Annotated in this window: 12 protein-coding genes and 1 pseudogene; 10 read left to right on the plus strand and 3 right to left on the minus strand. The window is 72.9% G+C overall.

Going from position 1 to position 17,380, the window contains the following annotated elements:
- Positions 1–25: 25 nt before the first annotated feature.
- From IE294_RS29605 to IE294_RS29630, 6 genes are all read left to right on the plus strand, one after another.
- Positions 26–2,302 (plus strand): tetratricopeptide repeat protein, encoded by a 2,277-nt coding sequence (locus IE294_RS29605; protein ID WP_189891098.1) that lies wholly within the window; start codon positions 26–28, stop codon positions 2,300–2,302.
- Positions 2,303–2,362: 60 nt separating this feature from the next.
- Positions 2,363–2,788: a hypothetical protein gene (locus IE294_RS29610; protein WP_189891100.1), complete on the plus strand. Its 426-nt coding sequence runs from the start codon at positions 2,363–2,365 to the stop codon at positions 2,786–2,788.
- A 213-nt stretch (positions 2,789–3,001) separates the two neighbouring features.
- A complete protein-coding gene (locus tag IE294_RS29615) occupies positions 3,002–4,273 on the plus strand; it encodes an aspartate kinase (protein WP_189891101.1) in 1,272 nt (423 codons plus the stop codon).
- Positions 4,274–4,289: 16 nt separating this feature from the next.
- On the plus strand, positions 4,290–5,351 hold the full coding sequence (locus IE294_RS29620; protein WP_189891103.1) for an aspartate-semialdehyde dehydrogenase: 1,062 nt from the start codon (positions 4,290–4,292) through the stop codon (positions 5,349–5,351).
- 327 nt (positions 5,352–5,678) lie between these two features.
- Positions 5,679–6,359, plus strand: a complete 681-nt coding sequence (locus tag IE294_RS29625; protein WP_078629588.1) for a SigE family RNA polymerase sigma factor — start codon at positions 5,679–5,681, stop codon at positions 6,357–6,359.
- Positions 6,360–6,472: 113 nt separating this feature from the next.
- Positions 6,473–7,546, plus strand: a complete 1,074-nt coding sequence (locus tag IE294_RS29630; protein ID WP_189891136.1) for a hypothetical protein — start codon at positions 6,473–6,475, stop codon at positions 7,544–7,546.
- A gap of 110 nt (positions 7,547–7,656) precedes the next feature.
- Here the strand turns inward: IE294_RS29630 and IE294_RS29635 are convergent, their stop codons facing one another.
- Positions 7,657–8,448, minus strand: coding sequence for an SURF1 family protein (locus IE294_RS29635; RefSeq protein WP_189891105.1), 792 nt, complete (start codon positions 8,446–8,448; stop codon positions 7,657–7,659).
- Positions 8,449–8,614: 166 nt separating this feature from the next.
- On the opposite strand from IE294_RS29635, the gene IE294_RS29640 reads away from it, so the two are divergent.
- On the plus strand, positions 8,615–10,429 hold the full coding sequence (locus tag IE294_RS29640) for a S9 family peptidase (protein WP_189891138.1): 1,815 nt from the start codon (positions 8,615–8,617) through the stop codon (positions 10,427–10,429).
- A 13-nt stretch (positions 10,430–10,442) separates the two neighbouring features.
- On the opposite strand, the gene IE294_RS29645 is transcribed toward IE294_RS29640, so the two are convergent.
- Positions 10,443–12,278 (minus strand): NAD(P)-binding protein, encoded by a 1,836-nt coding sequence (locus tag IE294_RS29645; protein ID WP_189891107.1) that lies wholly within the window; start codon positions 12,276–12,278, stop codon positions 10,443–10,445.
- Between the two features lie 387 nt (positions 12,279–12,665).
- On the opposite strand from IE294_RS29645, the pseudogene IE294_RS29655 reads away from it, so the two are divergent.
- Positions 12,666–13,040: pseudogene (locus IE294_RS29655) on the plus strand (TIGR03943 family putative permease subunit); the annotation flags it as partial.
- 36 nt (positions 13,041–13,076) lie between these two features.
- Here the strand turns inward: IE294_RS29655 and IE294_RS29660 are convergent.
- Entirely contained in the window at positions 13,077–15,143 is a 2,067-nt protein-coding gene (locus tag IE294_RS29660; protein ID WP_189891109.1) for an NAD(+) synthase, read from the minus strand.
- A 450-nt stretch (positions 15,144–15,593) separates the two neighbouring features.
- Between IE294_RS29660 and IE294_RS29665 the strand changes: the two genes are divergently transcribed.
- On the plus strand, positions 15,594–16,568 hold the full coding sequence (locus IE294_RS29665) for an ATP-binding cassette domain-containing protein (protein WP_189891111.1): 975 nt from the start codon (positions 15,594–15,596) through the stop codon (positions 16,566–16,568).
- The gene (locus tag IE294_RS29670) at positions 16,565–17,359 is read left to right on the plus strand and encodes an ABC transporter permease (protein ID WP_189891113.1); all 795 of its coding nucleotides are present in this window, start codon (positions 16,565–16,567) and stop codon (positions 17,357–17,359) included. Before IE294_RS29665 ends, IE294_RS29670 begins: the two co-directional genes overlap by 4 nt.
- The last annotated feature ends 21 nt before the right edge of the window (positions 17,360–17,380 follow it).

The raw sequence follows: 17,380 nt of genomic DNA on the forward strand, positions 1-17,380 counted from the left end.
CGCGTCCGGCGGTCATCATGGGCACATGAGTGCCCTGTTCGACCGTCGGCCGACCGCCGATGCCTCCGGTTCGAGTGCCGTCGCCGCCGGTGGGAGCATCGGTCAGGCGGTCACCGGCCCGGGTGCGGTCGGTCTGCACATCGAGAACGTCGCCGCGCTGCTGCCGGACGCGTGTCCGCCGGCCGAGTCGGTGCAGGCCCCGGCCCGGCTCACCAACCTGCCCTTCCGGGCCGACCTCTGCCTGGGGCGGGACGCCCAGCTCGCGCTGCTGCACGACGCGCAGGGCACGCCCGGCCGGCCACTGGTCCATGTGGTGCACGGGCTCGGTGGCATCGGTAAGTCGACGCTCGTCGCACGCATGGCGTCCGAACACACCGGGGCGGGGCCGGTGTGGTGGATCAAGGCCGACAGCCGCGCCGCGATCGATGCGGGACTCGCCCACCTCGCGGCCGTCCTCCAGCCTTCCCTCGTCACCGTGCTGCCCCGGGAGCAGATGGGCGAGTGGGCCCTGCGCTGGCTCACGGCTCACACCGGCTGGCTCGTGGTCCTGGACGACGTGGCGCACCCGGCGGATGTCGTGCCCCTGCTGGCCAGGGTGACCTCGGGCCGCTTCCTGATCACCAGCCGGCTGACGGCGGGATGGCAGGGCATCGCGGAAGAGGTGCCGTTGAGCGTGCTCTCCCCGCAGGACGCGGTGCGCCTCTTCACGCGGATACGCGGCGCGGACCCGGATGCCGCCCGGCTCTGCGAGGAACTGGGCCATCTCCCGCTGGCGGTCACCCAGGCGGCGGCCTACTGCCGGATGACGCACTGCACGGTCTCGGCCTACCTTGAGGACCTGGCGAAGTCGCCCGCCGACATGTACGCGGAGACCACGGAGGGCGGCGACCACGAACGCACCGTGGCGCGTGTCTGGCACGTCACGCTGGACCGCCTCGCGGACGACCCCCTGGCCGTCCGGATCCTGCTGATGCTGGCCTGGTACGCGTCCGAGGGCATCCCGCGCGGCCTGTTCGCCTCGCTGGACAGATCCCTCGCCGTGCGCCGGGCGTTCGGCCGGCTGGCCGCCCACAGCATGATCACGCTCTCCGGCGACACGGTGTCCGTGCACCGGCTGGTGCAGGCGGTGTCCCGTACCCACAGCGCCGGCGACCGGCATCGTGGCAGGGAGGCGGTCGAGGCGGCGCGCGGCGCGGCGGTGGACGCGCTGGCGGTGTCCCTGCCCGAGGACATGGACGAGCCGTCCGCCTGGCCGGTGATGCGTTCCCTGCTTCCGCATGCCGAGGCGCTGGCCGAGCACGTCCGGTGCGAGGACGACACCGCGGCGATGGTCCGGCTGCTGGCACGCACCGGGGACTACCTTCTCGGCTCCGGGGGGAAGGCCGCCGCACGGGGGATGGAGCTGCTGCGCCGGGCCGAGGCGGGATCCCTGCGCCTGCACGGCGCGGAGGCCGAGCAGACCCTTCAGGTGCGGGTCGCGCTCGCGCGGGTGACGCGGATGCTGCGCCCTCTCGCCCAGGCGGCTCCGCTGGCCGAGACGGTGGTGGCGGACTGCACGCGGATCCTGGGCGCGGACCACCTCGTGACCCTGGACGCCCTCTCGAACCTGCGCCGGATCGTCTGGCTGAAGGGGGATGCCGACCGAGCCGTGAGGCTGGCCGAGGAGTGCCTCGCGGGCCTGGTCCGGCTGCGGGGGCCGGACCACCCCGACGCCCTCAGGGCCCGCTACGACCTCGTCATGGCGCTCGACGACACCGCGGGGGAGGCCGGTACCCGGGACATGCGCGCGGAACTGCTCAAGGACTGCCGACGTGCCCTGGGCGAGGAACATCCCGTGACTCTCTCCGTCAGGAATCTGGACACCGTGCTGGCGCGCCGCCCGGTCTTCCACCCGGATATGAACCAGACCGTCGCGGGACTCTTCTCCGTCGCCGAGGAAGGGGACCGGGAGGACCTGCTCGGTCTGGTGCGCGTCCTGGTGGACCAGGTGACGGCCCTCGGTCCCCTCGACGAGTTCCTCCCCCGCACCACGGAGGAGGACGTGCGGAAGGCGGAGCGGGACCTGGAGACGTCCCGGCGTGTGCTGGGTGACGCGAGCACCGGCGTTCTGGAGGCCCAGCTGGCGTTGTTCCTGGTGTACGGGACGACCCGGGACGAGCGCTACGAAGAAGCAGCGACCGCCCTCCTGCGGGAGCTGTTCTCCCAGCTGAGCGAGAACCCTTCCGTCATGACGCCGCTGCTGCGGGTGATGGAGGCGTTCGGTTCCGTCCTGGGCGAGACCGCTCGGCCCGAGGGCTCCTGAAGCCGCCGGACCGGCCGCCGGCCGGGTTTGCCGCGGCGGTGGCGCAGGCATGATGCCCCCATGACGTTGAAGCCGTGGGCATGGGCCGGACTGGGCATCTGCGCCGTGGGTGTCGGCACGCTGGTCGCTCTCGCCTTCGTCGATCTGGGAGCGGCGGACCAGGTCGCGAGCGTGGCCGGCGGAGCGGTCGGCGTGGTCGGTCTGGTGTTGGCGGCGATCACGCAGTTCGGCGGCTCGACGCCGGCGCCCCCGGCTCCGGCGCGCGGGGTGGAGGCGTCCGGCGAGGGCGCCGTCGCGGCGGGCGGCAGCATCGGTTTCGCTTCCACGGGCGGCGCGGCCACGCCGCCTTCTCCGACCCCGCCCGCGCCGCCGGCACCGGGCGCGCCGGGCACCGGCGATGTGCGCGCCTCGGGCGCCCGCTCCATCGCGGCCGGCGGGGACATCGGTTCGGCGGCCACCGGAGGCGCAGGCCGGCCGGGGGCTTGAGCCCGGACACCGCTCCGGGAGTGTGCGCGCCACGCTGCCGGGGCCGGTCCGCCGGCGCACACTGTGAGCCAGGGCACTTTCCGAGTGGTGCGGCGATCGCTGGGCAGGGGTCGAGACCGAGCGGGCGGATGTCTCACCATGCGGGAGCAGGGTGGTGGAATTCGGACGCTCGATAGACTGAGCCGACACAAACGAACCGAGCGAGGAGCGCACGTGGGCCTTGTCGTGCAGAAGTACGGAGGCTCCTCCGTAGCCGATGCCGAAGGCATCAAGCGCGTCGCCAAGCGGATCGTGGAAGCGAAGAAGAACGGCAACCAGGTTGTCGTCGTCGTTTCCGCGATGGGCGACACGACGGACGAGCTGATCGATCTCGCCGAGCAGGTCTCTCCCATGCCTGCCGGGCGGGAATTCGACATGCTGCTGACCGCCGGAGAGCGGATCTCCATGGCCCTGCTGGCGATGGCGATCAAGAACCTGGGCCACGAGGCCCAGTCCTTCACCGGCAGCCAGGCAGGCGTCATCACCGACTCGGTCCACAACAAAGCCCGGATCATCGACGTCACGCCGGGGCGGATCAGGACGGCTCTCGACGAGGGCAACATCGCCATCGTCGCCGGGTTCCAGGGCGTGAGCGCCGACAAGAAGGACATCACCACGCTGGGCCGCGGCGGGTCCGACACCACCGCCGTGGCGCTCGCCGCCGCGCTCGACGCCGAGGTCTGCGAGATCTACACCGACGTCGACGGCGTGTTCACCGCCGACCCGCGCGTGGTGAAGAAGGCGAAGAAGATCGACTGGATCTCCTTCGAGGACATGCTGGAGCTCGCGGCCTCCGGTTCCAAGGTGCTCCTCCACCGCTGTGTGGAGTACGCCCGCCGCTACAACATCCCGATCCACGTCCGGTCGTCCTTCAGCGGACTCCAGGGCACGTGGGTCAGCAATGAGCCGATTGGGGACAAGAAGGTGGAGCAGGCCATCATCTCCGGTGTCGCGCACGACACCTCCGAGGCCAAGATCACGGTCGTCGGCGTGCCGGACAAGCCGGGTGAGGCCGCCGCGATCTTCCGGACCATCGCCGATGCCGAGATCAACATCGACATGGTCGTGCAGAACGTGTCCGCCGCCTCCACGGGCCTGACGGACATCTCCTTCACGCTGCCGAAGACCGAGGGCCGCAAGGCCATCGACGCGCTGGAGAAGAACCGCTCCGGCATCGGCTTCGACTCGCTGCGCTACGACGACCAGATCGGCAAGATCTCCCTGGTCGGCGCCGGTATGAAGACCAACCCGGGCGTCACCGCCGGGTTCTTCGAGGCGCTCAGCGACGCCGGTGTGAACATCGAGCTGATCTCGACCTCCGAGATCCGCATCTCGGTGGTCACCCGCGCCGACGACGTGCCGGAGGCCGTCCGCGCCGTCCACACCGCCTTCGGTCTGGACTCCGACAGCGACGAGGCCGTCGTCTACGGCGGCACCGGCCGATGAGCCGGGACACGGTCCGATGACCGGCAGGCCGACGCTCGCGGTCGTGGGAGCGACCGGAGCCGTCGGCACGGTCATGCTCCAGATCCTGTCCCAGCGCGCGGACGTCTGGGGCGAGATCCGCCTGATCGCCTCCCCGCGCTCGGCCGGCCGCAAGCTGGCCGTGCGCGGCGAGGAGGTCGAGGTGGTGGCCCTGACGGAGGACGCCTTCGCCGGGGTCGACATCGCGCTGTTCGACGTCCCGGACGAGGTCGCCGCCGAGTGGGCGCCGGTCGCCGCCGCGCGCGGCGCGGTCGTCGTCGACAACTCCGGCGCCTTCCGCATGGATCCGGACGTGCCGCTCGTCGTGCCCGAGATCAACGCGCACGCCGTACGGTCCCGGCCGCGCGGGATCGTCGCCAACCCCAACTGCACGACCCTGACGATGATCGTCGCCCTGGGCGCGCTGCACGCCGAGTTCGGGCTGCGGGGGCTCGTGGTGTCGTCGTACCAGGCGGTGAGCGGGGCCGGGCGGGCCGGCGTGGAGACGCTGCGGGCCCAGCTGTCCCTGGTGGCCGGGACCGAGCTGGGCACCAAGCCCGGGGACGTGCGGCGGGCCGTCGGGGACGACACCGGGCCGTTCCCCGAGCCGGTCGCGCTGAACGTCGTACCGTGGGCCGGGTCGCTGCGGGAGGACGGCTGGTCGTCGGAGGAGATGAAGGTCCGCGACGAGTCCCGGAAGATCCTCGGCCTGCCGGCGCTGCCGGTCGCGGTGACCTGCGTCCGGGTGCCGGTGATCACCACGCACTCGCTGACCGTCCACGCCCGCTTCCAGCGGGAGGTCGGCGTCGACGGGGCCCGCGAGATCCTCGCGACCGCGCCGGGCGTGGTGCTGTGCGACGACCCGGCCGCCGGCGAGTTCCCCACCCCCGCCGACGTGGTGGGCACCGACCCGACCTGGGTGGGCCGGGTGCGCCGGGCCCTGGACGACCCCACCGCGCTGGAGCTCTTCGTGTGCGGCGACAACCTCCGCAAGGGCGCGGCGCTGAACTGCGCGCAGATCGCGGAGCTGATCGCGGCGGAGCTGTCCACCCCCGCGTAGCTGTTGAACTTTGTAGGATCTCCGTAAAGACTGTGGCCGGGAGCATGGTCCAAATCCCTTGAACCACTCCCGCCGACGACAGAGGATTTCCCTCCCCGCCTTCCGCAACCGTGCGGAGGCGGGGAGCGTCTTTGCGGTCACCCTTGCGGGACCTGGGGACGTGATGATCCTGGCGTGGGGACGCCGTGGTCGGGGCGTGGGGGCGCCCGTTCATATGGGACATAACGGAAGAGCGGGACGCATGACGGCACTTGAGGCACCGCCGGTTGTCGCACATGTGACGCCCGGCACGTACAACCCCCGAGGGGGGAAGCGTGTCCAACAGGCGTGGCAGAGGTACTCGAACTCAGTGTGGCCCGCGGCGGTACGGCCCTGCGGCCCCGCGCGGCGCTCCGGCCCCGCCCGCCCGGCGGCATGCCGGTGATCGCGCCCATGCCCGCAGCGCGGCCCGCCCGCATACCCAGTCAGCGTGACGGCGCCGAGGAATCCGCGGGTGCCGTGGCGACCGAGGCCGCCGGCACGACCGTGGACCACCTCACCGAGACCTACCGGGCGCACTACCGCTCGCTGCTCGGCCTGGCCGCACTCCTCCTCGACGACACCGCCTCCTGCGAGGACGTCGTCCAGGAGGCCTTCATCCGCGTCCACTCGGCCCGCAAGCGCGTCCGCGACCCCGAGAAGACCCTCGCCTACCTGCGGCAGACGGTCGTCAACCTCTCCCGCTCCACGCTGCGCCGGCGCATCCTCGGCCTGAAGCTGCTCTCCAAGCCGATGCCCGACATGGCGAGCGCGGAAGAGGGCGCCTACGACCAGCTGGAGCGCCGCGACCTCATCAAGGCGATGAAGGGACTCCAGCGCCGCCAGCGCGAGGTGCTCGTGCTGCGCTACTTCGCGGACATGACCGAGGCCCAGGTCGCCGAGACGCTCGGCATATCCCTGGGCTCCGTCAAGGCGTACGGTTCGCGGGGCATCGCCGCGCTGCGGGTCGCCATGGGGACCCCGGCATGAGTGACCACGCCGACGAGGGCGCCTCCCATGAACGCCACGAGCCCTACGCCTGGCACGAGCCGAGGGAGGGCAACGGGCAACAGCACACGCCATCGCACGCTGGGAACGGAACTGTGAACCACGGCCCCGACGACAAGGGCCCGGAGAGGCTCGACGGAGTCCACAGCCTGGACGGGCCCGACTCCGGCGAACTGGCCCTGCGCCGGCTGCTGCACTCGGCGGTCGACGACATCGAACCCCGCACCGGCACCCTGGACCACCTGCGCCGGGCCGTCCCCGCCCGCCGCGCCCGCAAGCGCCAGGCAGTGGTCGGCATGGCCGCGGCGGCCCTCTTCATCGGCACCGCGATCCCCGCCCTCGTGCACGTCTCCCAGGCCGGCGGCTCCGACCCCAACACCGCGATGGCCGGCCAGTCCTCCCAGGCCCAGGGCGGCACCGGGCAGGGCAAGGACAAGGGCACCGGCAAGGGCGACCCGAAGGGCGCCGGCGGTACGACGGTCGAGCCCGGCAAGGAGTCAGGCCCGCCCGACGACAAGGACACGAAGCCCGGCGGCAGCGGCGGCTCCACCGGCGCCGCCGACCCCACCGCCACGCCGTCCTCGGGCGTCCCGCTCTGCACGGCGACCCAGCTGGGCTCCGCCACCGGCAGCGCGAACGCGCCCGACACCGCGGGGGTCGTCTACGGCACCTTCCGCGTCACCAACATCTCCGGCACCGCCTGCACGGTCGCCGGCGCCGGCGGCATCACGCCCATGGCCCAGGGTGCCGCCGACCCGGCCAAGATCCTCACCGCCCGGCACGTGGCCGGCGACGCGGCGACCGCCCTGCCCGACCCGTCGCAGGAGGTCACCGGGCTGGTCCTCCAGCCGGGCGCGGCCTACGAGGAGAAGTTCGCCTTCGTCCCCTCGGAGACCTGCCCCACCACCGGCGGCGACAGCAGTCCGGGCGACCCCGGCCCGACCGGCCCGTCGCCCGATCCGTCGCCCACCCAGAGCGCCGCCGACGCCACGACCGACAGCACCGGCTCGGAGGGCACGACCCCGCAACTCGCCACCGAGGACGGCACGGCCGACGGCAGCGTCACGGTGACCCATACGGCACAGGGGGGTTCGCCGACGGCGACGGCCGTGGTGCCCGGGGCGTGCGCGGGGACGGTCTACTACACCGGGGTGCTCGCGGGCGCCTGACGCTCCGCTGAGAGCGGGGTGCCCCGACGCCGTCCGTCCGGGGGAGCGTGCGCGGCCACGGGCCCGTCGTGGCCGGTCGCGCAGCTCCCCGCATCCCTTCGGGGCGCGGGTCAGCCGGCCGGCACCGGGGACTGTTCCGACTCCTCCGGCACCAGCCCGAGCGCGGCGTCCCGCTGGAACTCCAGCTCGCGACGCAGCAAGCGGAACCACATGAAGACCACGAAGCCCGCGAACACGAACCACTCGCCGGTGTAACCGAGGTTCTGGAACGCCTTGAGGTCCAGCCCCGTACCACTCGGCGCGCTCGCGGGCACGGCCTTCATCCCGGCGTCCCCCTTGTCCAGGGTCACCCAGGCGTCGTACAGCCGGTACGGCACCAGGTTCACCAGCGACGCCGGGCTGATCGCCGAGGTCTGCCCGGCGGGGAGCCCGCCCTGCGCGCTGACCCCGTTGTCCCCGGGGGTCTCGGGCGCCTGCAACGCACCGGTGACGGTGACCTCACCCCGGGGCGGCGCGGGCGCCTTCGCCGCGTCCGCCGTACCCGGCAGCCACCCCCGCACCACCGGCAGCGCCCTGCCGGAACCGGTGCGCAGCAGCGTCAGGACGTAGAAGCCGCGCTTGCCGTCCAGCTCCCGCCCGGGCACCAGCAACTGCTCCCCGTACCGCCCGCTCGCCGTGACCCGCCGCCCCGCCGTGCTCTTGTCGACGGGCAGCATCGAGTCCAGCGGGCGCGCGGCCTCGCCCCGGTCGGAGGCGGCCTGCTCGGTCGCGGCGCGGTGGTCCTGCACCCGCCCCTCGAACCGGCTCAGCTGCCACGACCCCATGAAGACGCAGAACGGGACGGCGAGCAGCAAGAAGACGTTGATGCCCCACCAGCGGGGTGTCAGCAGAAACCGGTACACGCCCTCCACGGTACGGCGCCCACCCCGGTGTCCATGCCTCGGGTCAGCCCTTGCTCGCCCTCAGGGAGTACCCGCACGGTCTCGACGCGGAAGTTATCCACAGGCTGTGCGCACCCGCCACCCAATTGTCGGCGCGGCCAGGCACTATGGGCGCATGACTGGGGCCATGAACGAGAGCAGTACGCCGAGCACGCAGCACACACCGGACATGCCGGACTGGGAGAAGCGCTTCCGGGCGCCGCGGGTGTCGCTGCCCGACTGGGCGGAGGACGCGCCGGACCACTCCCTGTTCGTGTCGAACGCGACGGGGACGTACGAGCTGTACGCCTGGGACAGGGCGACGGGTGAGCAGCGCCAGGCGACGGCCCGGCCGAACGGCACGACGGACGGCGTGCTCTCCCCGGACGGCGCGTGGATCTGGTGGTTCGACGACAAGGACGGCGACGAGTTCGGCATCTGGCGCCGCCAGCCCTTCACGGGCGGCCCGGACGAGCCGGCCGTGCCCGGTCTCGACCCGTCCTACCCGGCCGGTCTTGCCCTGTCCCGCGACGGCCGCACGGCGGTCGTCGGCCGCTCCACGGACGAGGAGGGGACGACGATCCACCTGGCCCGCGAGGGCGCGGACCCGGTGGAGATCTACCGCCACCGCGAGTCGGCGGGCGTCGGCGACCTCTCGCACGACGGCTCCCTGATCGCCGTGGAGCACACCGAGCACGGCGACGCCATGCACGCGGCCCTGCGGGTGCTGCGCCCGGACGGCACGACGGTCGCCGAGCTGGACGACACCAAGGGCGGCACCGAGGAACTGGGCCTGGAGGTGCTGGGCTTCGCCCCGGTCGACGGCGACACCCGGCTGCTCATCGGCCACCAGCGCCGGGGCCGCTGGGAGCCGCTGGTGTGGGACGTGGCCACGGGGGAGGAGACCGACCTGGCCCTGGACCTGCCCGGTGACGTCAGCGCCGAGTGGTACCCGGACGGCTCGGCCCTGCTCATCGTCCACGGCTTCGAGGCCCGCAGCGAGCTGTTCCGCTACGACGTGGCGGCCCGCGAGCTGACCCGCATCCCCACCCCGCCCGGCACGGTCTCCGGCGCGACCGCCCGCCCCGACGGCAGCGTGGAGTACCTGTGGTCGTCGGCGGCCGAGCCCCCGGCGGTCCACTCCACGGCCGGCGGTGTGGTGCTGGACCCGCCGGGCATGGCGTGTCCGGCGTCGGTGCCGGTGGAGGACGTGTGGGTGGAGGGCCCCGGCGGCCGGATCCACGCCCTGATCCAGAAGCCGGCGGGCGCCACCGGTCCCCTCCCCACCGTCTTCGACCTGCACGGCGGCCCGACCTGGCACGACAGCGACTCCTTCGCCGCCGGCCCGGCCGCCTGGGTGGACCACGGCTACGCGGTCGTCCGCATCAACTACCGCGGCTCCACCGGCTACGGCCGCGCCTGGACGGACGCCCTCAAGCACCGGGTCGGCCTGATCGAGCTGGAGGACGTGGCGGCGGTGCGCGACTGGGCCGTCTCCTCCGGTCTCGCCGACCCCGCCCGCCTGATCCTGACCGGCGCCTCCTGGGGCGGCTATCTGACCCTGCTCGGCGTCGGCACCCAGCCGGAGGCCTGGGCGCTGGGCATCGCGGTGGTGCCCGTCGCGGACTACGTCACCGCGTACCACGACGAGATGGAGTCCCTGAAGGCCATGGACCGCACCCTGCTGGGCGGCACCCCGGAGGAGGTCCCGGAGCGCTTCGAGGCGTCCTCCCCGCTGACGTACGTCGACCAGGTCAAGGCCCCCGTCCACATCTCGGCGGGCGTCAACGACCCGCGCTGCCCGATCCGCCAGATCGACAACTACGTCAAGCGACTGGAGACCCGGGGCGCGGTCCACGAGGTGTACCGGTACGACGCGGGCCACGGCTCGCTGGTGGTGGACGAGCGGATCAAGCAGGTGAGACTGGAACTGGAATTCGCGGCCCGGCACCTGCCGGCCTAGGACGGGCCCTTGGTCAGCGCAGCTCCGCGAGACCTCTTCGGGTGGCGGCGACGACCACCCGGTCGCCCTTCCCCAGCACATGGGAGGAAGAGGTGTCGGCGCGGCCCAGCAGCGCCAGTACCCGCCAGGACCCGGCCTGGAAGGCCTCCCGCACGGTGCGGCCCTCCAGCTGGGGATGCCCGTCCACGTCCACCGCGGCGAACAGCAGCACCCTCCGCTCCACGGCGACGGCCCCGAGCACCTGCCGCCCCAGCATGGCCCCGGCGAACGCCGGGGCGGCCAGGTGGGTGACGCTACGGCTCCGGGTCAGCGCCTGCGGGTAGGCGGTGCGGAGGGTGCGGTAGACGGCGGTGGCGAAGTCGTCGTCGTACAGCCGTAGCACCACCCGCAGATCGGGCCGTACGGTCCGCGCGTAGAGCACGGCCTCCAGGTTGGTGGTGTCGGAGCTGGTCACCGCGAGCAGGGCCTGGGCCCGTTGGATCTGGGCGGCCTCCAGGACGCCTTCCTGGGTGACGTCCCCGAGCACCACCGGCACCCGCAGCCGGCGGGCGGTGGCGAGCCCGCGCGCCTCCGGGTCGGACTCGACGCACACCACCGGGATGTTCAGTTCCCGCAGCCGGGTCAGCACCCGGGTGCCGATCTTGCCGAGCCCGAGCAGGACGACATGGCCGCTCAGGCCGCGCGGTGGCTTGCGCAGGGCGGAGGCGGTGCGGAAGGTGCCGAACGCCTCCAGCGCGGCGGCCAGCAGCAACGGCAGCAGCAGCAACCCGACGAGCGCGGAGAGGAGTTGGAGGAGCTGGCGGCCCAGGGGTTCCCTGAGGGCCGGGTCGTCGATCGCGAACAGGTCGAGGAGGGTGATGTAGAAGGCGCGCAGCGGATGGATGCCGGTGACCAGCCACAGGGCGACGGCGAGGCCCACCACGCAGCCGGCGAGCACGGCCAGGGACCAGCGCAGCCGCCGGGAGAAGAGGGAGCCGAGCGGCGGTACGCCGGTCATCGCGCGACGGGCGGGCGCGGCGGACTCGCCACCGGCCGGGGCGGAGACGTGTTCCAGCACCACGGCCTGCCGTCCGGCGGCCTGCCGGACCTCCTCGTCGTCGGGGAGCAGCCGGGGCTGCTGTTCCCCGGCGCCGTAGGGGCCGTCGGTGCCGGCCGGGTCGCCGCCCGAGAGCAGGGCGAGCGTGTACAGCCCGGTGCCGGGGCCGTCCCCGGACAGCGGCCGTTCCACGGCCCGCAGCAGCAGGCCCTCGGTCTGGACGACCCTGCTCGTGCCGGCGACGGCGGTCGCGGCCAGCGCGGGTGCGGCGGTGTCGGCGTCGGACAGCACGGTGGTGGAGGCCTCGGCGGCGGTGCCGGGGCCGCCGTCGCCCCCCGCGGCCAACGCGGCTGCCTGGTCGAGGAGTTCCTCGATGTGCTGGCCCAGCCGCCGGTTGTAGAGCCGCAGGACGAGCCGCAGCCGGGGGTTGAGCCGGCGGGCGGTCAGGGCGGCCCGGATGTTGGTCTCGTCGTCGTCGTACACGAGGGCCAGCGCGGCGGCCCGGGCCACCCCGGCCTCGGCGAGCACCGCCTCGGTCAGCTCGGCGGCCTCCAGCACCCCTTCCCCGTCGGGGTGTTGGCCGGCCGTGGCACCGGCGGGCTGCCCGCCCGTGCCGGAGCGGCCGACGGTGCCCACGGCGGCGCTGACCACGCGGTCGAACAGCGCCGCCGACGCGGACCGGGCACGGCCGACCACCGGGGGCCGGACGGTGCGCTCGTTCGGCGGCACGACGAGGGTGACCTGCTCGCCGTAGACCCCGCGCAACTCGGCGGCCAGCCGGTGCGCGAGCCCGTCGTCACCGCACACCACCATGTGCGCCGGCGGAGACGCCGGCCCCCCTTGATACGGAACGCTCGCCACGAGGGAAAGAGTGCACCAAGGAGCCGAGTGGTTCCAGCAACGGTCTGAACGCCCGTGCCGGCACCCGCGTGGGCAAGGGGAGGGAGAGCAGCAGCCGGAGGGAACCGCCCGTGGCCATCACCGAAGACGCCCCGCCGGGTACGGACGTGAGCCGTGACGGGGACCCGCGGAACCGGCGGCTCAGCTCCCCGCCGGCCCTGACCCTGGTGCTCCTGCCGGCCGTGCTCGCGCAGTCGCCGATCCGCGGGGCCCTCGGGCACTCCGCTGATGCAGAGCCGGACGACGGTGTTCATGGTGGTGACCGTCCAGGCACTGCCCTTCCTGGTGCTGGGCGTGCTGCTGCCGGCGGGCGATCCGGTGCCGCTCTCCGTCGTCGACTACGGCTCCCGCGCGGCCTACGGACACGGCCGCTCCCTGCACGGCCGTGCCGTCCGGGTCACCGGCTTCCTGGCCCTGGACCACGCGGGCCGGCCCTACCTGGTCCGTATGGCCCTCAACCGCTGTGCCGCGGACGCCCAGCCGGTGAAGATCGCGCTGACCGGCGCCCTGCCGCCGGTCCTCCGCCCGGACGCCTGGCCGGAGGTGACGGGCGCGTACGCCCCCGGGCTCACCCACGACCCGGTCAACGACGGCCCCATCCCCTGCCTGAGGGTCACCTCCACCCGTCCGGTCCCGGCACCGCGCGACCCCTACGACGAGACCTGGAACACCTGACCGGCACCGGCCAAAGGCACCGGTCACCGCCCCCGGCTACCGGTCGGCCGCCGCGCTGTCGAAGTCGAAGCGGGCGAGGTCCCTGAGCCACACCTCCGCGTTGCCGTCCGAGGGGGCCCGCCAGTCGCCGCGCGGGGAGAGGGAGCCGCCCGCCGACACCTTCGGGCCGTTCGGCATGGCCGAGCGCTTGAACTGCGAGAACGCGAAGAAGCGGCGGCAGAACACCTCCAGCCAGTGCCGGATCTCCAGCAGGTCGTACGCCACCCGCTTGGCCTCGGGGAAGTTCGGCGGCCAGGCGCCGGACTTCGCGTCGTGCCAGGCGTGCCAGGCCAGGAAGGCGATCTTGGAGGGCCGGAAGCCGTAGCGCAGCACCTGGAAGAGGGTGAAGTCGTGCAGCGCGTACGGGCCGATCTTCGACTCGGTGGACTGCATCTCCTCGCCCGGCACCAGCTCCGGGCTGATCTCGGTGTCCAGGATCGCGGCCAGGATCCCGCCGGTCTCCTCGTCGAACTGGCCACTGTTGATCACCCAGCGGATCAGGTGCTGGATGAAGGTCTTCGGCACCCCCGAGTTGACGTTGTAGTGGCTCATCTGGTCGCCGACGCCGTACGTGGACCAGCCGAGCGCCAGCTCGGAGAGGTCGCCGGTGCCGAGGACGATGCCGCCGCGCTGGTTGGCCAGCCGGAACAGGTAGTCGGTGCGCAGGCCGGCCTGCACGTTCTCGAAGGTGACGTCGTACACCGGCTCCCCGGAGGCGAACGGGTGGCCGATCTCCTTCAGCATCAGCCGCGCGGTCGGCGTGATGTCCAGCTCGGCCGCGGTGACGCCGAGCGCCCGCATCAGCTTGTGCGCGTTGTCCTTGGTGTGGTCGCTGGTGGCGAAGCCCGGCAGGGTGAAGGCCAGGATGTCGCCGCGCGGCCGGCCCGCGCGGTCCATCGCCCGGGCGGCGACGATCAGCGCGTGCGTGGAGTCCAGGCCGCCGGACACGCCGATGACGACCTTCGGCCCGCCGATCGCCGCGAGCCGCTGCTGGAGCCCGGCGACCTGGATGTTGTAGGCCTCGTAGCAGTCCAGGGCGAGCCGCTCGGGGTCGGCGGGCACGAACGGAAACCGCTCCACGCGCCGGCGCAGCCCGAGGTCGGTGAGCGGCGGGTCCAGCTCGAAGGAGACGGTCCGGAAGTCACCGGTCCGGGCGGCGTGGGCCCGGCGGTTGTCGTCGAAGGTGCCCATCCGGTGCCGCTCCTGCCGCAGCAGGTCGAGGTCCACGTCGGCGACCGCGTACTGGTCGCCGAGCGGGAAGCGGCCGGTCTCGGCGAGCAGCACCCCGTTCTCGTAGATCATGGTCTGCCCGTCCCAGGACAGGTCGGTGGTCGACTCGCCGAGGCCCGCCGCCGCGTAGACGTACGCGGCGAGGCAGCGGGAGGACGCCGAGCGGCACAGCAGCTTGCGGTCCTCGGCCCGGCCGACCGTGATCGGGCTGCCCGAGAGGTTCACCAGCACGGTCGCCCCGGCGAGGGCGGCCTCCGCGCTCGGCGGCACCGGCACCCACATGTCCTCGCAGATCTCGGTGTGCAGCACGAGCCCCGGCACGTCCTCGGCCGCGAACAGCAGGTCCACCCCGAACGGCACCTCGGCACCCGCGATCCGGATGGTCCCGCCCCGCTCGTCGTGCCCGTCGGCGATCTGCCGGCGCTCGTAGAACTCGCGGTAGGTGGGCGGGTACGACTTCGGTACGACACCGAGGATCCGGCCGCGGTGCACGAGCACCGCGCAGTTGTAGATCCGGTGGCGGTGGCGCAGCGGGGCGCCGACGACCAGCACCGGCAGCAGCTCCGCCGACCCGGCCACGATGGTCCGCAGCGCCGCCTCGACCTGGTCGAGCAGCGCGTCCTGGAGCAGCAGGTCCTCGATCGAGTAGCCGGTCAGGCCCAGCTCGGGGAAGACGGCGACGGCGACGCCCTCGTCCGCGCACCGGCGCGCCAGGCGCAGGACCGACTCGGCGTTGGCCTGCGGGTCGGCGATGACGGTGTGGCCGGTGCACGCGGCGATCCGCGCGAAGCCGTGGCTGTAGAGCGACCAGAAGTTCAACGGGGCTTCCTTCATGTCTGGAAGCCTAGATCCCGGCCGCGCCGGGCTACTCGGGCGCACCGGTCCGCGGGGGTGCCGGGGCGCGGTCCGCGGGAGTGCCCGGGGCGCGGTCCGCGGGGTACCCGGGTTGCGCGGAGCTGATGGCGAAGAGCTGACGGGGACGGCGGCTCCGGACGCCCCGACCGATGGCCTCGGTGTGATGGCCCTGGACCGATGGGCCCGGTCTGGTGGCCTCGGTGTGATGGCCCTGGACCGATGGGCCCGGTCTGGTGGCCTCGGTCTGATGGCTCCGGACCGATGGGCCCGGTCTGATGGGCCCGGTCTGGCGGGCCCGGTCTGGTGGGCCCGGTCCGATGGTCCCGGATCGCCGAACGACTCGCGGGTTTCACCGCCCCGGTCCCGTCCCCGGCCGGCTGAAACCGCGTTGAAGTCACGCTGAACCGCCCGGGCCGCACGCTCTGCGGCATGACGACAACGGACGCAGACGAACTCGCCATCGCGGCCACCGGGCTGCGCAAGTCCTACGGGGACAAGACCGTCCTCGACGGCATCGACATCCACGTGCCCGCCGGCACCGTCTTCTCCCTCCTCGGGCCCAACGGTGCCGGCAAGACCACGGCGGTCAGCATCCTGTCCACGCTGATCTCCCCCGACGGCGGACAGGCGCGGATCGCCGGGCACGATCTCGCCGCCGAGGCGCAGGCGGTGCGGGCCGCCATCGGGGTCACCGGTCAGTTCTCCGCCGTGGACGGGCTGATCACCGGCGAGGAGAACATGCTCCTGATGGCGGACCTGCACCACCTCTCCAAGCACGAGGGACGGCGCGTCACCGCCGAGCTGCTGGCACGGTTCGACCTCACCGAGGCCGCGAAGAAGCCCGCCTCCACCTACTCCGGCGGCATGAAGCGCCGCCTGGACATCGCCATGACCCTGGTCGGAAGCCCGCGGATCATCTTCCTGGACGAGCCGACCACCGGCCTCGACCCGCGCTCCCGCCACACCATGTGGCAGATCATCCGCGAACTGGTCTCCGGCGGTACGACCGTCTTCCTCACCACCCAGTACCTGGAGGAGGCCGACCAGCTGGCCGACCGCATCGCGGTGCTCAACGGAGGAAAGATCGTCGCCGACGGCAGCGCCGAGCAGCTCAAGCGGCTCGTCCCCGGCGGGCACGTGCGGCTGCGCTTCGCCGACCCGGTGGCGTACGAGGGGGCGGCCACCGCGCTGCGCGAGGCCACCCGGAACGACGAGGCGCTCACCCTCCAGATCCCCAGCGACGGAAGCCAGCGCGAACTGCGCGCCGTCCTCGACTGGCTCGACGCCGCCGGCATCGAGGCCGACGAGCTGTCCGTCCACACCCCGGACCTGGACGACGTGTTCTTCGCCCTCACCGCGAGCCCCGTACCTTCCCAGTCCACCGACAAGGAGACCGCCCGATGAGCGCCGCCGGCCGCCCCTTCCGCGACAACCTCACCATGCTGCGGCGCAACCTGCTGCACGCCCGCCGCTACCCCTCCCTCACCCTGAACCTCCTGCTCACCCCGGTCATCCTGCTGCTGCTCTTCGTCTACGTCTTCGGCGACGTGATGAGCGCCGGCATCAACGGCGGACACGCGGACCGCGCCGACTACGTCGCCTACCTGGTCCCCGGCATCCTGCTGCTGACCGTGAGCATGACCTCGCTCGGCACCGCCGTGTCGGTGGCCACCGACATGACCGAGGGCATCATGGCCCGGTTCCGGACCATGGCCATCTCCCGCGCCTCCGTGCTGATCGGCCACGTGTTCGGCAGTGTGATCCAGACGCTGATGGCCCTGGTGCTGCTGCTGGGCATCGGCCTGGCCATCGGCTTCCGGCCCGACGCGACGCCGCTGGAGTGGATCGCGGCGGCCGGGCTGATGGCGCTGGTCAGCCTGGCGCTGACCTGGCTCGCGGTCGGCATCGGCCTGGTGAGCCCCAACCCCGAGGGGGCCAGCAACACCGGGACGCCCCTGGTGATGCTGCCGTTCCTGTCCAGCGCCTTCGTGCCGGTGGACGCCATGCCGGGCTGGTTCCGCTGGTTCGCCGAGTACCAGCCGTTCTCGCCCGCCATCGAGACCCTGCGCGGGCTGCTGCTCGGCAGCGGGATCGGCACGAAGAACGCGGTGCTCGCCGTCGCCTGGTGCCTGGTGCTGACCGTGCTGGGTTACCTGTGGTCCAAGGCGCAGTTCAACCGGGAGCCGCGGCGTTGACCCCGGCGGGCTCAGCCGGCG

Origin of the sequence: Streptomyces canarius, assembly GCF_014650735.1 — a bacterium.
Lineage (GTDB): Bacteria > Actinomycetota > Actinomycetes > Streptomycetales > Streptomycetaceae > Streptomyces > Streptomyces olivaceoviridis.

Coding starts and splice junctions, on each gene's coding strand:
- IE294_RS29605 (WP_189891098.1), top strand. CDS start 26: ATGAGTGCCCTGTTCGACCGTCGGCCGACCGCCGATGCCTCCGGTTCG.
- IE294_RS29610 (WP_189891100.1), top strand. CDS start 2,363: ATGACGTTGAAGCCGTGGGCATGGGCCGGACTGGGCATCTGCGCCGTG.
- IE294_RS29620 (WP_189891103.1), top strand. CDS start 4,290: ATGACCGGCAGGCCGACGCTCGCGGTCGTGGGAGCGACCGGAGCCGTC.
- IE294_RS29640 (WP_189891138.1), top strand. CDS start 8,615: ATGAACGAGAGCAGTACGCCGAGCACGCAGCACACACCGGACATGCCG.
- IE294_RS29645 (WP_189891107.1), bottom strand. CDS start 12,278: ATGGTGGTGTGCGGTGACGACGGGCTCGCGCACCGGCTGGCCGCCGAG.
- IE294_RS29660 (WP_189891109.1), bottom strand. CDS start 15,143: ATGAAGGAAGCCCCGTTGAACTTCTGGTCGCTCTACAGCCACGGCTTC.
- IE294_RS29665 (WP_189891111.1), top strand. CDS start 15,594: ATGACGACAACGGACGCAGACGAACTCGCCATCGCGGCCACCGGGCTG.
- IE294_RS29670 (WP_189891113.1), top strand. CDS start 16,565: ATGAGCGCCGCCGGCCGCCCCTTCCGCGACAACCTCACCATGCTGCGG.